The 14,019-nt window shown below is 65.9% G+C and carries 12 protein-coding genes and 1 pseudogene; 4 read left to right on the top strand and 9 right to left on the bottom strand.

All coding sequences use genetic code 11. The features are described 5' to 3' along the window. Window positions 1-18 precede the first annotated feature (18 nt). The 3 genes and pseudogenes from OG349_RS20520 to OG349_RS20510 form a co-directional block, all read right to left on the bottom strand. Window positions 19-684 (bottom strand): response regulator transcription factor, encoded by a 666-nt coding sequence (locus tag OG349_RS20520; protein ID WP_327235988.1) that lies wholly within the window; start codon window positions 682-684, stop codon window positions 19-21. Next, window positions 681-1,889, bottom strand: a complete 1,209-nt coding sequence (locus OG349_RS20515) for a sensor histidine kinase (RefSeq protein ID WP_327235987.1) — start codon at window positions 1,887-1,889, stop codon at window positions 681-683. Before OG349_RS20515 ends, OG349_RS20520 begins: the two co-directional genes overlap by 4 nt. A gap of 156 nt (window positions 1,890-2,045) precedes the next feature. Beyond that, a pseudogene (locus OG349_RS20510) lies at window positions 2,046-4,026 on the bottom strand (MMPL family transporter). Window positions 4,027-4,139: 113 nt separating this feature from the next. Here OG349_RS20510 and OG349_RS20505 point away from each other — a divergent pair. Next, the gene (locus OG349_RS20505; protein ID WP_327235986.1) at window positions 4,140-5,225 is read left to right on the top strand and encodes a 2-deoxy-5-keto-D-gluconate 6-phosphate aldolase domain-containing protein; all 1,086 of its coding nucleotides are present in this window, start codon (window positions 4,140-4,142) and stop codon (window positions 5,223-5,225) included. A gap of 12 nt (window positions 5,226-5,237) precedes the next feature. Here OG349_RS20505 and OG349_RS20500 read toward each other — a convergent pair whose 3' ends face one another. Together OG349_RS20500 and OG349_RS20495 are read right to left on the bottom strand one after the other, a co-directional pair. Further along, window positions 5,238-5,363 carry a hypothetical protein gene (locus tag OG349_RS20500; RefSeq protein ID WP_327235985.1) on the bottom strand — a complete coding sequence of 42 codons (126 nt, stop codon included), beginning with the start codon at window positions 5,361-5,363 and terminating at the stop codon, window positions 5,238-5,240. A 571-nt stretch (window positions 5,364-5,934) separates the two neighbouring features. Then, window positions 5,935-6,336, bottom strand: a complete 402-nt coding sequence (locus tag OG349_RS20495; RefSeq protein ID WP_327235984.1) for a hypothetical protein — start codon at window positions 6,334-6,336, stop codon at window positions 5,935-5,937. 909 nt (window positions 6,337-7,245) lie between these two features. Here OG349_RS20495 and OG349_RS20490 point away from each other — a divergent pair. After that, entirely contained in the window at window positions 7,246-8,097 is an 852-nt protein-coding gene (locus OG349_RS20490; protein WP_327235983.1) for an HNH endonuclease, read from the top strand. A 98-nt stretch (window positions 8,098-8,195) separates the two neighbouring features. Here OG349_RS20490 and OG349_RS20485 read toward each other — a convergent pair whose 3' ends face one another. Then, entirely contained in the window at window positions 8,196-9,410 is a 1,215-nt protein-coding gene (locus tag OG349_RS20485) for a restriction endonuclease (protein WP_327235982.1), read from the bottom strand. Window positions 9,411-9,682: 272 nt separating this feature from the next. On the opposite strand from OG349_RS20485, the gene OG349_RS20480 reads away from it, so the two are divergent. Then, window positions 9,683-9,892 carry a hypothetical protein gene (locus OG349_RS20480; protein WP_327235981.1) on the top strand — a complete coding sequence of 70 codons (210 nt, stop codon included), beginning with the start codon at window positions 9,683-9,685 and terminating at the stop codon, window positions 9,890-9,892. Window positions 9,893-9,977: 85 nt separating this feature from the next. After that, window positions 9,978-11,162 carry an AlbA family DNA-binding domain-containing protein gene (locus OG349_RS20475; RefSeq protein ID WP_327235980.1) on the top strand — a complete coding sequence of 395 codons (1,185 nt, stop codon included), beginning with the start codon at window positions 9,978-9,980 and terminating at the stop codon, window positions 11,160-11,162. Window positions 11,163-11,374: 212 nt separating this feature from the next. Here the strand turns inward: OG349_RS20475 and OG349_RS20470 are convergent, their stop codons facing one another. The 3 genes from OG349_RS20470 to OG349_RS20460 all read right to left on the bottom strand — a co-directional run bounded on the left by OG349_RS20470 (window position 11,375) and on the right by OG349_RS20460 (window position 13,822). Continuing rightward, window positions 11,375-12,217: a DUF4231 domain-containing protein gene (locus OG349_RS20470; RefSeq protein WP_327235979.1), complete on the bottom strand. Its 843-nt coding sequence runs from the start codon at window positions 12,215-12,217 to the stop codon at window positions 11,375-11,377. Between the two features lie 271 nt (window positions 12,218-12,488). Next, the gene (locus OG349_RS20465) at window positions 12,489-13,058 is read right to left on the bottom strand and encodes a GNAT family N-acetyltransferase (RefSeq protein WP_327235978.1); all 570 of its coding nucleotides are present in this window, start codon (window positions 13,056-13,058) and stop codon (window positions 12,489-12,491) included. Beyond that, complete coding sequence (locus OG349_RS20460) at window positions 13,055-13,822, bottom strand: GntR family transcriptional regulator (RefSeq protein ID WP_327235977.1); 768 nt, start codon at window positions 13,820-13,822, stop codon at window positions 13,055-13,057. The genes OG349_RS20465 and OG349_RS20460 overlap by 4 nt, the downstream gene beginning before the upstream one ends. Window positions 13,823-14,019: the final 197 nt, after the last annotated feature.

Here is a 14,019-nt window from a genome sequence, read left to right as displayed (position 1 = left end):
ACAGGCCGAGCTTCTGACTCAGGGCCGTACGAGGCCCGACTGGTAAGCGATGACGACCAGTTGGGCCCGGTCCCGGGCATCCAGTTTTGCCAGGGCCCGGTGCACGTGGGTCCGTACGGTCAGGGGGCCTAGGCAGAGCCGCGCGGCGATCTCGTCGTTGGACAGTCCCGCCGCCACGTACGCCGTGACCTCGCGTTCGCGTGCGGTGAGGACCTCCAGAGCGGCCGCGGCGGAGCCGGCCCGGCCGCGGGCCGGGCGGGCCAGGAAGTCGCTGATCAGGGACCGGGCCGCGGAGGAGGACAGCAGCGCGTCGCCGGCGGCGACCGTACGGATGGCGTCGAGGAACGTGCCCGCCCCGACGTCCTTGCCGAGAAACCCGCTCGCCCCGGCGCGCAGGGCCTGGGCCACGTACTCATCGGTCTCGAAGGTCGTGAGGATCAGGACCTTGGTGTCCCGCAGTGTCTCGTCCCGGCAGATCTCGGCGGTCGCCGCGAGACCGTCGAGGCCGGGCATGCGGATGTCCATCACGATCACGTCGGGACGGGTGGCCCGTACCGCCGCGACGGCTTCCTCACCGTCGCCCGCGACCGCGATCACCTCCATGTCGTCGCAGGAGTCGATCAGCAGCCGGAACGTCCCGAGAAGCAGGGCCTGGTCGTCCGCCAGGACCACCCGGATGGTCATGGCGTCACGCTTTCTTCTTCGGGCGCGCCGCGCCGGCCCGTGCTGTCGTTCAGCAGGGGCAGTTCCATGGTCACTTCGAAGCCGCCCTGCGGACGCCGCCCCGCCAAGAGCTGCCCGCCGGCGGACCGGGCCCGCTCCCGCATGCCGATCAGCCCGTAGCCGGGGGTCCGGTCCGCCTGTTCGATCGGCTGTCCGTCGTCGGACACAGTGATCGTGAGGTGTCGGCGGGAGTAGTCCAGGTGTACGGCGGCGTCGCCGGTGCCCGCGTGCTTGGCCACGTTGGTCAGCGCTTCCTGGACCACTCGGTACGCCGTCAGATCGGCGCCGGGCGAAAGGGACTGTACGGTCCCCCGCGACGAGACGGTGACCCTCAGCCCCGCCTTCCCGAACGCGGTGACCAGGTCGGGCAGTTGTACGAGGCCGGGGGCCGGCTCCAGGGGAGCGTCCGGGTGATCGGTCCGGCGCAGCAGGCCGAGGGTCGCCTTCAGCTCCCGCAGTGCCGAGGACGTGGTGTCCGTCAGGTGCTCCAGCAGGCGCTGCGCCTGCCCGGGGTTGCTGTGCAGCAGGTGCGCGGCGGTGCCCGCCTGGGCGTGGGCGAGCGCGATGTGGTGGGCGATGACGTCGTGCAGGTCCCGGGCGATCCGCACGCGTTCCTCGCCGACCCGCCGGCGTGCCTCTTCCTCCCGCGTACGTTCGGCCAGTTCCGCCCGCGCCTCCACGGCCCGCACGTAGTCACGCCGGTTGCGGACCGCGTCGCCGATGGCGCCGGCGAGCAGGACCCAGGGGACGAAGCCGAGCCGTTCGTGCCCCAGGATGCCTCCCGTCCCGAACGCCAGCGACGTGACCAACAGCAGGCTCACCGCGGTGACGGAGAAGACCTGGGCCGTACGGCGCTCGGCCTGCTGGGGCAGGAGATACACGGCGGCGAGCACCGGGGCCATCAGCAACGGGGTGAATTCGGCGCCCAGGACTCCCAGGGCGAGGGTGCACAGGGTGGCCAGCACGACCACCGTCCTAGGACGGGCCCGGTGCCACACCGACATGGCACACGCGGGAGCCATGATCACGAGGCCGGAGGGATCGAGGTCGCCGGCCATGGAGAGCCCGGCGACCGCGACACCGTACAGAGCGAGGGCGAGAAGGCAGTCGCCTTGGGTGGGCCGGCGCCCGTCCGGACGGTGCCGGTCGGTGGTGGCGATGGTCATGCTGGACTCTTCCTCCTGGGTCCGGCCGTCGTCGTCGAACTCCTCGGTCCGGCCGCCGTCGGCGACGGAGAGTACGGGGTGGGCCGCGGAGGAAGGCCACGCGTGTCGCCACGTGTGGCCCTCCCGCGCGCGTACGAGACCCGTCAGACGGGACTCTCAGACGTGAACCGCCTCGCGGTCCTGGTCGCCCCGGTGTCCCGGAAGGGCCCGGCCGGGCTGTCCCTGGCCCAGTGCCTCACCCTCCACGTCCACGGGGGGCACGACCTTCTCCAGGCAGTGCGGCATCCACCACGCCTTGTCGCCCAGCAGGGCCAGGACGGCGGGCACGATGGTCATGCGGACGACAAACGCGTCGAAGAGGATGGCGGAGGCGAGCCCCACCCCCATCATCTTGATCAGGGATTCCCCGGACCCGATGAACCCGGCGAAGACAGCGATCATGATGACGGCCGCCGCGACGACCACCCGTGCGCTGTGCCGGAATCCGGTGACGATGGCCTGCCCGGAGCTTTCGCCGTGGGTGTGCGCCTCGCGCATCCGGGTCACGAGGAAGACCTCGTAGTCCATGGCGAGCCCGAAGACCACGCCGATCAGGAAGATCGGCATCATGCTCATCACGGGGCCGGTCTGCTCGACACCGACGAGGCCGGCCAGCCATCCCCACTGGAAGACGGCGACGATCACGCCGAACGACGCGGCCACGGAGAGGTGTCGCCGGACGGGTTGAACAGGGGAGGCGACACGGACACCACACCGTCCGTCGCGGCCAGCTTCTTGCCGACCTCCTCCGCCGCCGCCTTCGGGTCCTTGGCGCCCTTCGCGTCGACGACCACGGTCAGGGGACCGTTGAAGCCGGGCCCGAAGCCCTCCGCCAGCGCGTCGTAGGCACGGCGCTGGGTGGTCGAGGTGGGCTGCGCCTCGTCACCGGGCAGGCCGAGGCGCAGGTCGAGGACCGGCACCGCGAGGATGCCCAGGCCGACGACGCTCAGCAGCAGGACGGGCAGGGGCCGGCCCACCACGAAGCGGGCCCAGCGTGCGCCCATGTTGGGCCCGGCCGCGGGGGCCGGCTCCGTACTTCGGAGCGGCCGCGTGCCCGACGTACCGCCGTCGTCGCCACTGCGCAGGGCTTTGCGCGCCTTGCGGGGGAGGACGGCGTCCGGCCCGAAGCCCAGGACCGCGGGCACCAGGGTCACCGCGATCAGGACCGCGATGACCACCGTCGCCGCCACGGCCAGGCCCATCTTCGTGAGCGTGGGAACGCCCACCACGGACAGTCCCGCGAGCGCGATGACCACGGTGAGCCCCGCGAACACCACCGCGGAGCCGGCCGTTCCGGTGGCGCGGGCGGCCGCCCGCGCGGGATCGTGCCCCGCGCTCCGTTCCGCGCTGTAGCGCGAGACGATGAACAGCGCGTAGTCGATGCCCACCGCGAGCCCCAGCATCAAGGAGAGGGTGGTGGTCGTCGTGGAGAGACCCACGGCGACGATCCCGGACACACCGACGCCGATGCTCAACAGGGCCGTGAGCAGCGGCAGACCCGCCGCCACGAGCGACCCGAAGGTGATGAGCAGCACCACCGCGGCGACGGCCACGCCGATGATCTCGGTGGTCCCGCCGAACTCGGGCGCGACCCCCAGCGCGGACCCCCCGATCTCGACGGTCAGACCCGCCTCACGCGCCTCGTCGGCCGCGTCGGTGAGCACCTTCTTCGTGGCGTCGGTGAGATCTTCGGCCTTGGCGTCGTACGAGATGCTGGAGTACGCCGTCGAGCCGTCCTCGCTCACCGCCTGACCCTCGAACGGGTCCACGGCCGACGCGACCTGCCCGCCGTCGGCGACCGAGGTGACGGCCGCCTCGACGGCTTCCCCGTACCGCGACGCGGTGATCTTCTGGCCGTCCGGCGCGACGAAGACGAGGCGGGCGTCCGCGCCCTCGGAGTTGCCCACGGGGAAGCGCTGGTCCAGCAGGTCGAAGGCGTTCGCGACTCCGTGCCCGGCATCGCGAACCCGTCGTCGGGCGCGGTGGGGGCCTTGACGGCGGCGAAGGCGGTGGCCGCCAGGATCGCCACCCATATCAACGCCACCCACCGCCGTTTCCGGAACGCGAGATGACCCAGTCGGTAGAGGAAGGTAGCCACGAAGAGAGCGCTCCTGTCGGGATCGGGGCACCTGCGCGGCGCCCCGCCCGGAACCGGCCGGCGGACGCCGCGGCCAGCTCCAGGGAATGTGTCCCCATGGTTCATCCCGGGACATGTCATCGTCGTCGTCTGTCGGCAGGCTCCTCGGCGTACGGCAGCCGCTGTATGCGGGTGCCGCGGTACGTGGCGCACCGCCCCGCACCCGGTTAAAATTCAAGGGGGAAAAGCGAGGAGGGATTAATTTGTCCTGGACAGCGCAGAACAATCCCGCCAACCCTGAGAACGCAGCACGTCATGAAGATCTCCTGATCTGCGCCGTTGACCACCGGGCGAGCCTCGAAACCGACCTTTACCAATTGACCGCCGCCCCGACACCGTCGCAGGCGGCGAGGATCGCCGACGGCAAATTGCTGGTGTACGAAGCGGTCCTGGACGCTCTGCCGCATTTCCCGGAATCGACCAGGGCCGGCCTGCTCATCGACGAACGCTACGGGGCGACTGCGGCCGAACTGGCACTGCTGAGCGGGCAGATCGACCTGGCCATGCCGATCGAGGAGAGCGGCCAGGACTGGTTCCATTTCGAGTACGGAGCCGCTTGGCAGCAGCATGCCGAATACTTTCCGGCCGCGTTCTCGAAAGTTCTGGTACGTGATAATCCGGGCTACGAGGAATCCGACCGGAAAGCACAGGCCGCGCGACTGGCACGGGTCGTTTCCTGGGGGAATTCCGCGGGCCGCAGCCTCATCCTCGAACTGCTGGTGCCGGCTACCGAGGCCGACCTCGCGGCGGTCGACGGCTCGGCCGACCGGTACGACAAGGAACTGCGCGGTGCGGCCACGGTACGGGTGATGGAGTACCTCCAGGACCGGGGCGTGGAGCCCGCGATCTGGAAGGTGGAAGGCCTGGAGACCCGCGAGGACGCCGAGGCCGTGGCCCGTACCGCCCGCCGAGGCGGACGAAACGCCCGCTGCATCGTCCTGGGCCGCCACGCCCCCAGGGAGAAGCTGGACCACTGGCTGGAGATCGCCGCACCCGTGGAGGGCTTCATGGGGTTCGCCATCGGCCGGAGCATCTGGTGGGAGGCCCTGGAGAATTACGTCCACGGGAAATCAACCCGCGACGAGACACGCGCTTCCATCACAGAGGCGTACGTCGACTACGCACGGTATTACGTCCGGGTACGGAAGGCCCCTGCGTAAAGCGGTCGACTACTACCTCTTGCGCGCCCTGCTTGCCAGGAACGCTACGCCGACGATGACGACCACGGCGATGGCGATGACCCAGAAGGGTGGCGTGCCCTCCCCGGCTCCCTTGGCCAGGAACTGACCGTAGGACATATTTCCTCCCGTTGATCGGGTCGCCTCCCGCGTAGAGGTAGGCGACGTCCGTGAGGTAGTACATGAGGTACTACTGGCTGCTTCCCCCGGTCCTCGTGGCCGCCAAGGTGCCCGAGGGCTCGCGGACGAAACCGGTGGCGGCGTCGCACGTGAGCCGCCGGGTAGTGGCTCCGGACCCGGTGCGGGCGCCGAGTTGGGACCTGGGAACGGCGAGACGGTCCCGCACCCCGCCGCGCGTGGCCATGGGCTGCGTCAGCCCATGCGAAAGGCCCGCCCACCAGCACTCGGTGGGCGGGGCTCCGCTGTTGCTCAGGACGTGCGTACACCGGCGGGGTGCCGGCCGGGGCTCCCGGTGCCTAGTGGGTGGTGCCCCCTGGGCAGGTCTCGCGGCTCGGGTGCGGCTTCTGGTGCCCTGGCGTCGGCGAGCCGGGCGGTGAACCGACCGACTGCCCGCACGACGGGCACGTCCCCTCGACCCGGGCGGGATCGGACCGTAGTGCCATATCAGCTCCTCCTCGTAAAGGTGGTGCCTGACAGGTGGTGCGCTCCTCCCCGGCCGGCGGCCCGGAGGTCAGATCTTCCGCACGAAAGCGCGCGCCCCGTTGTGGAAGAAGACGGTGAGCCCCGGCGATTCCTTCCCGCCCGCGCTGGTCGACCAGGGCTCGATGTTCGCGATCTCCGGGGACTCCGCCCGCGCGAGCACCGCGGCGAGCCAGCCCTCGTGATCCCCGGCCTTGGGCTCGGTCCAGGTCCCGAACGGGTCACCGTTGACAGGCACATCAGGCTGCTCGTGCTTCTCGCCGTCCGCGAGCTGCCCGATGATCTGCCACCGCGCCTCCCCGTCGCCGGTCGTGATCGCCACTCCGAACGGATGGGTGGTGTCCCCGGCGTCCGCGAGGGTCTGCACCCGGGTCACCCCGGGGGTGTTCTTGGCCAGGTCGAGGGCGAAGTCCTGAAATCGCGCGGGTCGCATTTGTGATCATTCCTTCCGTGGCGGCCGGGTCAGTCTAGGCGTCCCGGGCCGCCTGGGACGGAGCATTGACCCGGCCCCACCCGGAGCCCAGGCGCGGACGCGCCGACCGGGCCCGGGGATCAATGCGAACAAAAAAGCCCAGCTCAGACACTGTCTGAGCTGGGCTTGCAAGTGAGCCTCCTGTCGGATTCGAACCGACGACCTACGCATTACAAGCTGTCCGATCTTGTTCCGTAGTGGTCCATGGGCGTCCGTCAATCGCATCGCGTTGCAGGTCAGGCGACGTGCCGGACGCCCACGGAACAGCGTGTACTTTGCCGGATCGAGCGGCAATCGAGACTGAAACTGAGACTGGTCCCAGCAATACCGGGGTGGAGCGTCGTCACTGTACGAGGCCGATCACGCACCGTCGTGACGTCTGGCCGCATGCTGTCGGGACGCTTCCGCGCGTGACGTGCCCCCGCCCACGCCTCCCCCTACGTAGCCACGGCCCATGCGCCGCTCTTCCAGCGCTCCGCCCGGCTGCTCTACCCCGCGGCTTTACAACTGTTCACACAGTCGCGTGCTGGGGGTCGGCAGGGGTACGCCCAGCAGCCCGGGGGCGGTGCATGCACACCGGCGTACAGCGGCCTCCGGCCGTGTACTGGACCAGAACACGAGCCCGTTAGGGGCTTAGTCTCCTCGCGACGCGCCCACACGGTCGCCGCCCAAGGATCTCGCCGCCGGAACTAGGGTGCATGGGAGATATTTTCGGCGTCGGAGGAAAAGATAAATAAGCAGTTCAGAGCCATTTCTGTGGCTCTGACAGTCGAGGCGGCATGAGGATACTCGCTTGAAAAACCGCGATGCCGCCCTCTACGGTGGACCGTCAGCAGTTAGGGCTGACGTTCGCCAGGGGAGGCACGAGCGGTGACGACGGACGAGACGGCTGAGCGGGTCCTGCCGGCCTGGGACGGTGCGGAGATCGACGCGCTGTTTTCGAGCCGCGAGACGGCGGAGGCATGCCGGTTCCTGCTGAAGCGGCGTGAGGATCCGCCGACCATGGACGAGTGGATCGAGCGGTCCCGGGAGGTCTTCGGGAAGGGGAACGTGCACACCCAGCGCCGCCTGCGGGAGGTGCGTGACCACTTCAAGGTGGACTCCTACCGGCGGGAGGGCGACGGGAAGTGGGTCTACTGGCTTGAGGGGTGGAGCGAGACGCCGGCCAGTGACACGGGGAAGATCAACCCGAAACTCCAGGCAGAGGTGTTCACCGTCAAGGGACGGTTCTGCGCGATGTGCGGCGCTGGGCCAAAGGACGCACGGCTCCAGATCGACCACATCGTGCCGCGGTCCTGGGGAGGCGAGACCGAGCTGGACAACCTCGAACCGCTCTGCCAGGCGCACAACAACGGCAAACGCGCCTTCTTCAAGTCGCTCAACCCTTACGGTGACGCGCTCGGACAGGCCATCCACCGCACAAACCCCTGGGAGCGGATCGGCGAACTGCTCAAAGCCTTCGCTGACAAGGGGGAGGCGACCCCGGCGGAACTCATCCAGATCGTGGCGCGCGATACGCACAAGGGGGATCCGAAGAAGCGGCTTCGGGAGCTGCGGTTCGTCCTCGGATGGGACATCGCCGCGCACCGGGTCAAGGAGAACGGCGTGACCGCGGTGACCTACGAACTGCGTGCCTGGAACCCCTGGCCGGCCGAAGGGGCGCCGGAAGCGGTCAAGGCTTACGAGCGGGAGCGCAAGCGCCGTAAGGGCAGTGAGGACTGAACTCCTCGCACAGCGCCCTGTTCCTGACCATTCTTGAAGGTCTGGCCCGGCATGAAGCCGGGCCAGACCGTCGGCGCAGAGCCGGTCAGAGAGTGCGGTTACCTCTCAGGGAAACTCTGCTGCAGCCAGTCACGCACCGCGGGAACGCTGGTCCGGCCGTGCTGCCGGAGTGCTTCGACGATGTCGCGGCCGCAGACGAGCGCGATCGGGTGCCCGTCTTCCTGTACCTCGCTCTGCACCTGCCGGTTGAAGTAGGACGTGCTGACCAGCACGCCGAAGTTGCGGTGCCGGATGCGGGAGATCAGGCGGGAGACTTCACGGACTCCGACTCCGTTGTCCGGGCTGTAGCACTTGGCCTCAAGGGCAAAGTCAATGCTGATCGGGCTGGCCGGGGGACCGAGCACGTACGCGCCGACGGCGTCGCGTCCTCCGTCGCGGCTCGGGCGGGTCACATCCACCGTGCCGGTGGACGGGGCAATCAGGCGCCATACGGCCACGGCGCATGCCTCGAAGTCGGACTCCCGCCCCAGGAAGTGCTGCCGGATCTCTTCCAGCATTGCCTTGCCCGTCTTGTCTGCGGGCAGCTGGTCCGCGGTGGAGCGGATAGTTGTTGTGGCGGGAGCCAGCAACGGCCGGTAGACGCGGCTTTGCACCCAGGTCTGCCAGACCTCGGGGCACTCTCCTTCGAGCGCGTTTCCACCGTCCAGGACATGGGTGATCCAGCTGCGGGAGACCCTCTCGACGTCCAGCACGGTGAAGCGCGAGCGGTAGTTCTGGAACCTCTTCCCCGCGGTTGACCGCCAGATGGCTGCAAGCTCGTCGTCTGAGGTCAGCGTGGGTCCACCGGGGGCAAGCAAGCCCCGGAAGCGCACGGCTCGCCCTTTGGCCCGGGCCTTCTCGAAGAGAAGGAAGGGCGGCACCTTGGTGCCGCGGTCACCGGCTGTCCCGTGGGAGTGGTCGAAGGCATCCCGCAGAAGGACGTTGCCGTTGCGCGGGGTCTTGTGCAGGCCCTTGCCCGGCGTCTTGTTGTCGCCGTAATAGGTGAACGTCCCTGTCTCGGTGTCCAGGTGGTCGGGCCAGTCCACCTCACCGCCGCTGGTGTATAGGACAGCCAGCCGGACCGTCCCCTTGGCCGGCGAGCCGGCGTACCGGAACCCGCCTTGGTTTCCGGTCCCGGGCAGCAGCCGGGCCAGTGCATCGTCACCGGAGTGTCCTGAAGAGCCGCCGGCGTAGACGGCATCCAACACGAGATCAGCTTCGCCGAGCTGACCGAAGGGAACGTCCTGCCCAGGTGCTTGCGAAGGGATAGCCATACGGCTACACCTATCAACCGCCACTGACAGGACCCGAGCCGACCCTTGAGGTCCCTCTGGGCCGAACGCAGCCGGTGAGAACTGCCCCCGCCTCTCTCCCCAACAACGACCACGACGGCTTTCAAGACCGGCCAGTCCATGCAACGCTCAGGCTTCTGACCTGGATGTATCGCAGCAGACAACTTCCGTGTCTCCATCCCTGGCCGCAGGTTGGCTAGGTCAGTCCCTGTCAGCCTGCCGACCCGCCCCAAGACTTGCGCACCTTCCAACTGATGGAAGAGCTGTTCGCGAGCGCTCATGTACGTCCAATCGGCGAGGGCAGGTGGACGGCGGTGACCACAGGCGGACATGAGCGAAATGAACAAAGAAGCAGGACATTGAGCGACGGTGGCGAGGCTCTTGCCCTGCGGATGATGACCGCACGGCGCCCATCGAAGGATCATACGGTGACATTTGGTAAATATGAGGGCAAAAATAGCTGAGCTTCGGCTGGAATGTCTCAACCCAAATTCCCGGATTCAATCAGACCCCGACCAAGTGACTGTAAGCCCGCTACCCTACCTATCCATGATGACACCAACAGAGGTCGAGGCGTTACTGGCTCAGCCTGAAGGCATGGACCTGGAATTCAAAAGCGCGCGGGTCCCTCCTAGCGCTCTTGGAAAAGCAATTGCCGCATTCGCGAATGCCAATGGCGGCACCGTTATCGTTGGGGTGGATGAGCGTAGTGGTGCTGAAGGGGTGGAGTTGGGAGGGGTCCAACCGCACAACTTCGAGAGGCTCGTACGCTATGCGTGCGCACGTCTCACCCCTCTGCCCGATGTACAACGATTCTGCGTACCTGTCCGTGGTAAGCAAATCGGCGTGATTCAAGTAGCAGCCGAACCCGGATCATACGTCTCCGCCGATGGACAACTAGTGCGGCGCGTTGGGGCTGAAACTCGAACTGTGAGTGCCGAAAGCGCCCGAAGTTCACATGTGCAGCCCAAGTGGAATCGCCGCAGCCGGATCTTGGCCACCTGCCTAGTCGCCGCAGTGCTACCTTCAGCGATTTTCTTGGTTCGCTATTTCCAAGGTGCCGATCCATCATCGCTTACGCCTGGGGCAATCATTACCGGATTGGCTATTCTATTCTCAGGGGTGGCGGGAGAATTTGCGGCGATGCGCGCCGCCGACGAGGGTGTTTCCCCCACCCGAGAGCGTGTGCGACAGGCCGAAGCAGAGCTTGAGGAAGGGCTTAGGTCACGCCATACGGGTGCCCCGGAAGCGGAGGTAGAAGAACAGGCGCGCCTCACTCTCTCCGATCTATGGACCGTCACCCATAGGCGGCTAGACCACTATCACGGAATCGCGCTTGGGCAAGCAGAAAAGTCGTTCCGAAACGCACAGGCGGCCATGATTACCGGCTTCATTCTGCTAATCGGATTCGCGGTAGCGGGTCTCATTGTTGGAACAACAGCCGGCGCTATTGTGGCTGGTGCTCTCGGCGCAGTTTCTGCCGCTCTGGCAGGATTTATCAGTAGCACCTTTGTGAGGTCTCAGGAGGCTGCGGCCGAGCATCTCCGTGCCTACTTCGACCAACCCCTTGAATTCTCTCGATATTTGGCGGCTGAGCGGCTAATTTCTGATGCCAGGCTCAACTCTGAGCAGCGTGCGCAAATCTTGGGAACCCTAGTTCAAGCGATGATTGTAGGGCCGCCGACTGCACCCCAAGACGGCCAGGACCTTCAGCAGTCAGGTCGCGGTGTGTAGTTCGGGACTAGTCACCATTTCAACCCCCCACCGCTTTGGATTCCATCTTCTCGGCCTTTAGCCAAACTCCACCGCATCACGCAAGGATTCGTTATCTTCGCCCGGAAATCACTGGACGAAATTTATGCGCTTTCTAGGTTCCTGCAGGTCGCTAAGAAACAGCGTCGAAGACGCCGAACCAGAGAACTCCCGGGCCAGCCCTGGTCCACTAACTAGATGACTTGTTGTTGCCCCTGCTGAGGCTGGTCAAGTTGTTGTTCTCGCATACGCTGGTCCGCGCGCATATCTTCCACCGTTGTAGCAAAAAGTTCGAGATTCCGCGCTTCTTCAGGTGCATTGTAGGGCGCAATCCCCAATTCAAATGCAGTAGCGTGCTGCTCGATATTGTCGGCCGTCTGTTGCAGATTAAAGGCCCGCTCGCGAGGCTTAAAGTATCCCACGGCCGCCGTAATCACAGTGACGGTGAAGCCAAGACAGATAAGAACCCCCTTGGCGGGCTGGGGAGGGTCAAACCAAGCAGTTACGGCCGAGACTGCAGCCGAACTAATAAAAAGCAGCCATTGCATTAGGAGATGCAGGCGACGATAGTGTCGAGACTCCATGCGCAGCCGAACTATTTCCGACGGAAGTCTTTCCCTGTAGGATGCCTGCCGGTCAGCCGAAGGAGGGGTGCGACTCCTGGCTTCGAGAACATGACGTTCCTCTGCCAGTGAAAGCTCAAGCATAAGCTCTCTAACCGAAGTTCCAGAGTCCTCCCACACCTCCCCACTAAACTCAAGATAGAATTGCACGCCCGAAGCGGCCGCCAGAATTAGCGCGGAAATCACAAAAACGTTAAGAACGGCATTTGGCATTTCTGAATGAAGCCAGAGTAGAACTTTCGAACTCGCCCCCACCATGAGTGTAGACACTAAGAAGATGGGAGTTCCAAACATTCCGAAAACCTGAAGGCGGCGATTTTTGATTCGTTGCTTCAAGTCTGCGATATCGCGGCGGTACTGAATCAGGGAATCCGTTATCGTCCCGCCGCTAGAGTCGCTTATCAACCCTGCCACCTATTACCCCACAATTCGTCCGGCGCCGAATGGTGCGGAAGGTAAGAGCCTCCCGACTCCGGCAGCCCAAAGTTCGGATCAGAGTGCCTGGCGTGGCCCTGATCTTACGTACCGCTTGGACGAAAAGGGGTGGAGTTAGTGCAATCCCACTCCAAGAACCGGAATCTTCCGCACCTGCAATGCCCCCGCAGTGCTCCTTGACGGGTGATGCCCCCTGCCTGTGGCAGGGGGCATCACCCGTCAAGGAGCACTGACTACAGCGGCACTCGCCTCACGCCGCAGGGCGAATTCGTTCGGGAGCGGGGGCCTGTTCCGTGAAGCCGTGATCCGCCGATCGGGCCTCACGCTGCGCGAGCCATCCAGAGACGCGGGGCCCGCCGTTCACAGCACCGCCCTCTCGGACGGTACGCACGTGGCTGAAGCCGTGCGCGAGGTAGTACCGCTGGAGGGCCTCATTCATGGTCCAGGCGTCCAGCCGAAGCCACTCTGCGCCCGCGCGGTGTGCACGATCGCCTGCCCAGTCGAGCAGGCGACCACCAAGATTTTGGCCGGCGTACTCCCGAGCAACGGTGAGCTTATTGACGAACATCGACGGCTCGGTCAGCTCGCTGTCCGACCAGAGCCCCGCTTCAGCGTCCGGGGTGAGAGTAATCGTGGCGGCGGTCGTACGGCCGTCCCGGAGCATGAACACCCTGCCCGCCTCGATGGTGGTCAACAGCTTGTCGGCGGGATACGGACGGCTCCACTGGTCAGATCCGAGCGCCCGCAGCCAGGCCGCCGCTTCTTCGCGGAAGGCGAGCAGCCTAGTCAGGTCGCGTGGTTCCGCAGCCATGATGATCACGCGCTCTCGCTCCGGGCGGACAGGGCGCCAATCTCGTAGTTCATGCGATTCAGGTCTCCTCGAAACGTCGTGATCGTGCATCGGATCGGGCGGTCTGCGGAGTAGCCCGTTCGCATCCAGATCATCACGGGCACTCCAGCTCCGATCTCCAGAAGGCGGCCCTCTTCCGGCGTAGGCATCCGCGCAGCGATCTCGTCGAAGTACCCGACCTGCTCGATCCCGCGCGATGCGAGGTAGCGAGTCGTGCCCTCCTCGATATCTCCCGGCTCGGCCAAGCGCGGCGAGACGTCGATCAACCACGACGGATAGTAGGTGGCCTGCGTGGACCACGGGACGTCGTCAACGTAGCGATGACAAAATCGCAATACGGCCGTCGTACCTGCGGGGACTTTGAGTCGCTCTGCGACATCGTTCGAAGCTGGCAGCATCTCCACGCGGAAGGTCTGATGGGGCCGCCGGCCGGCGTTCATGACGTCTGTGCTGTAGGCGTCCCCGTTCTGCGGGAAGGTCAGGTTCTCGAAACGAGACGCGTTCAGCTCGAACACCTCGTGCGACTTGACCTCGTACCCCAACCCTTGGCTGGACGTGACCAGACCCTCACTGACCAGCAGGCTTAGCCCGTTGCGGACCGTGTTCCTGGACGCGTCGAACCGCTGCTGCAGGTCGTTCTCCGAGGGCAGCCGCGCCCCCGGCGCGTAAGTGCCGTTGTCGATCTCGCGACGCAGGATGTCGGCCACTTGCCGGTACTTCGGCTGCTTGGTCATAGCCCCCATCATGACGCACTCGCGCAACTTGTTGGTACATGTAGGCCGGTTCCTCTTGACGTCTCACTGCCCATGGGGGCAACATCACTGCATCAGCTTGTACCAACAAGCTGAGCAGGTGGTGCAATACCCCTAAGCATGTCCCGCCTGCGTTGACAACTGAACAGCGTGATCCACCGCAGCATCACGGCCGTGAC

Origin of the sequence: Streptomyces sp. NBC_01317, from assembly GCF_035961655.1 — a bacterium.
Taxonomy (GTDB): domain Bacteria; phylum Actinomycetota; class Actinomycetes; order Streptomycetales; family Streptomycetaceae; genus Streptomyces.
This window is presented reverse-complemented; position numbering and strand designations above follow the sequence as displayed.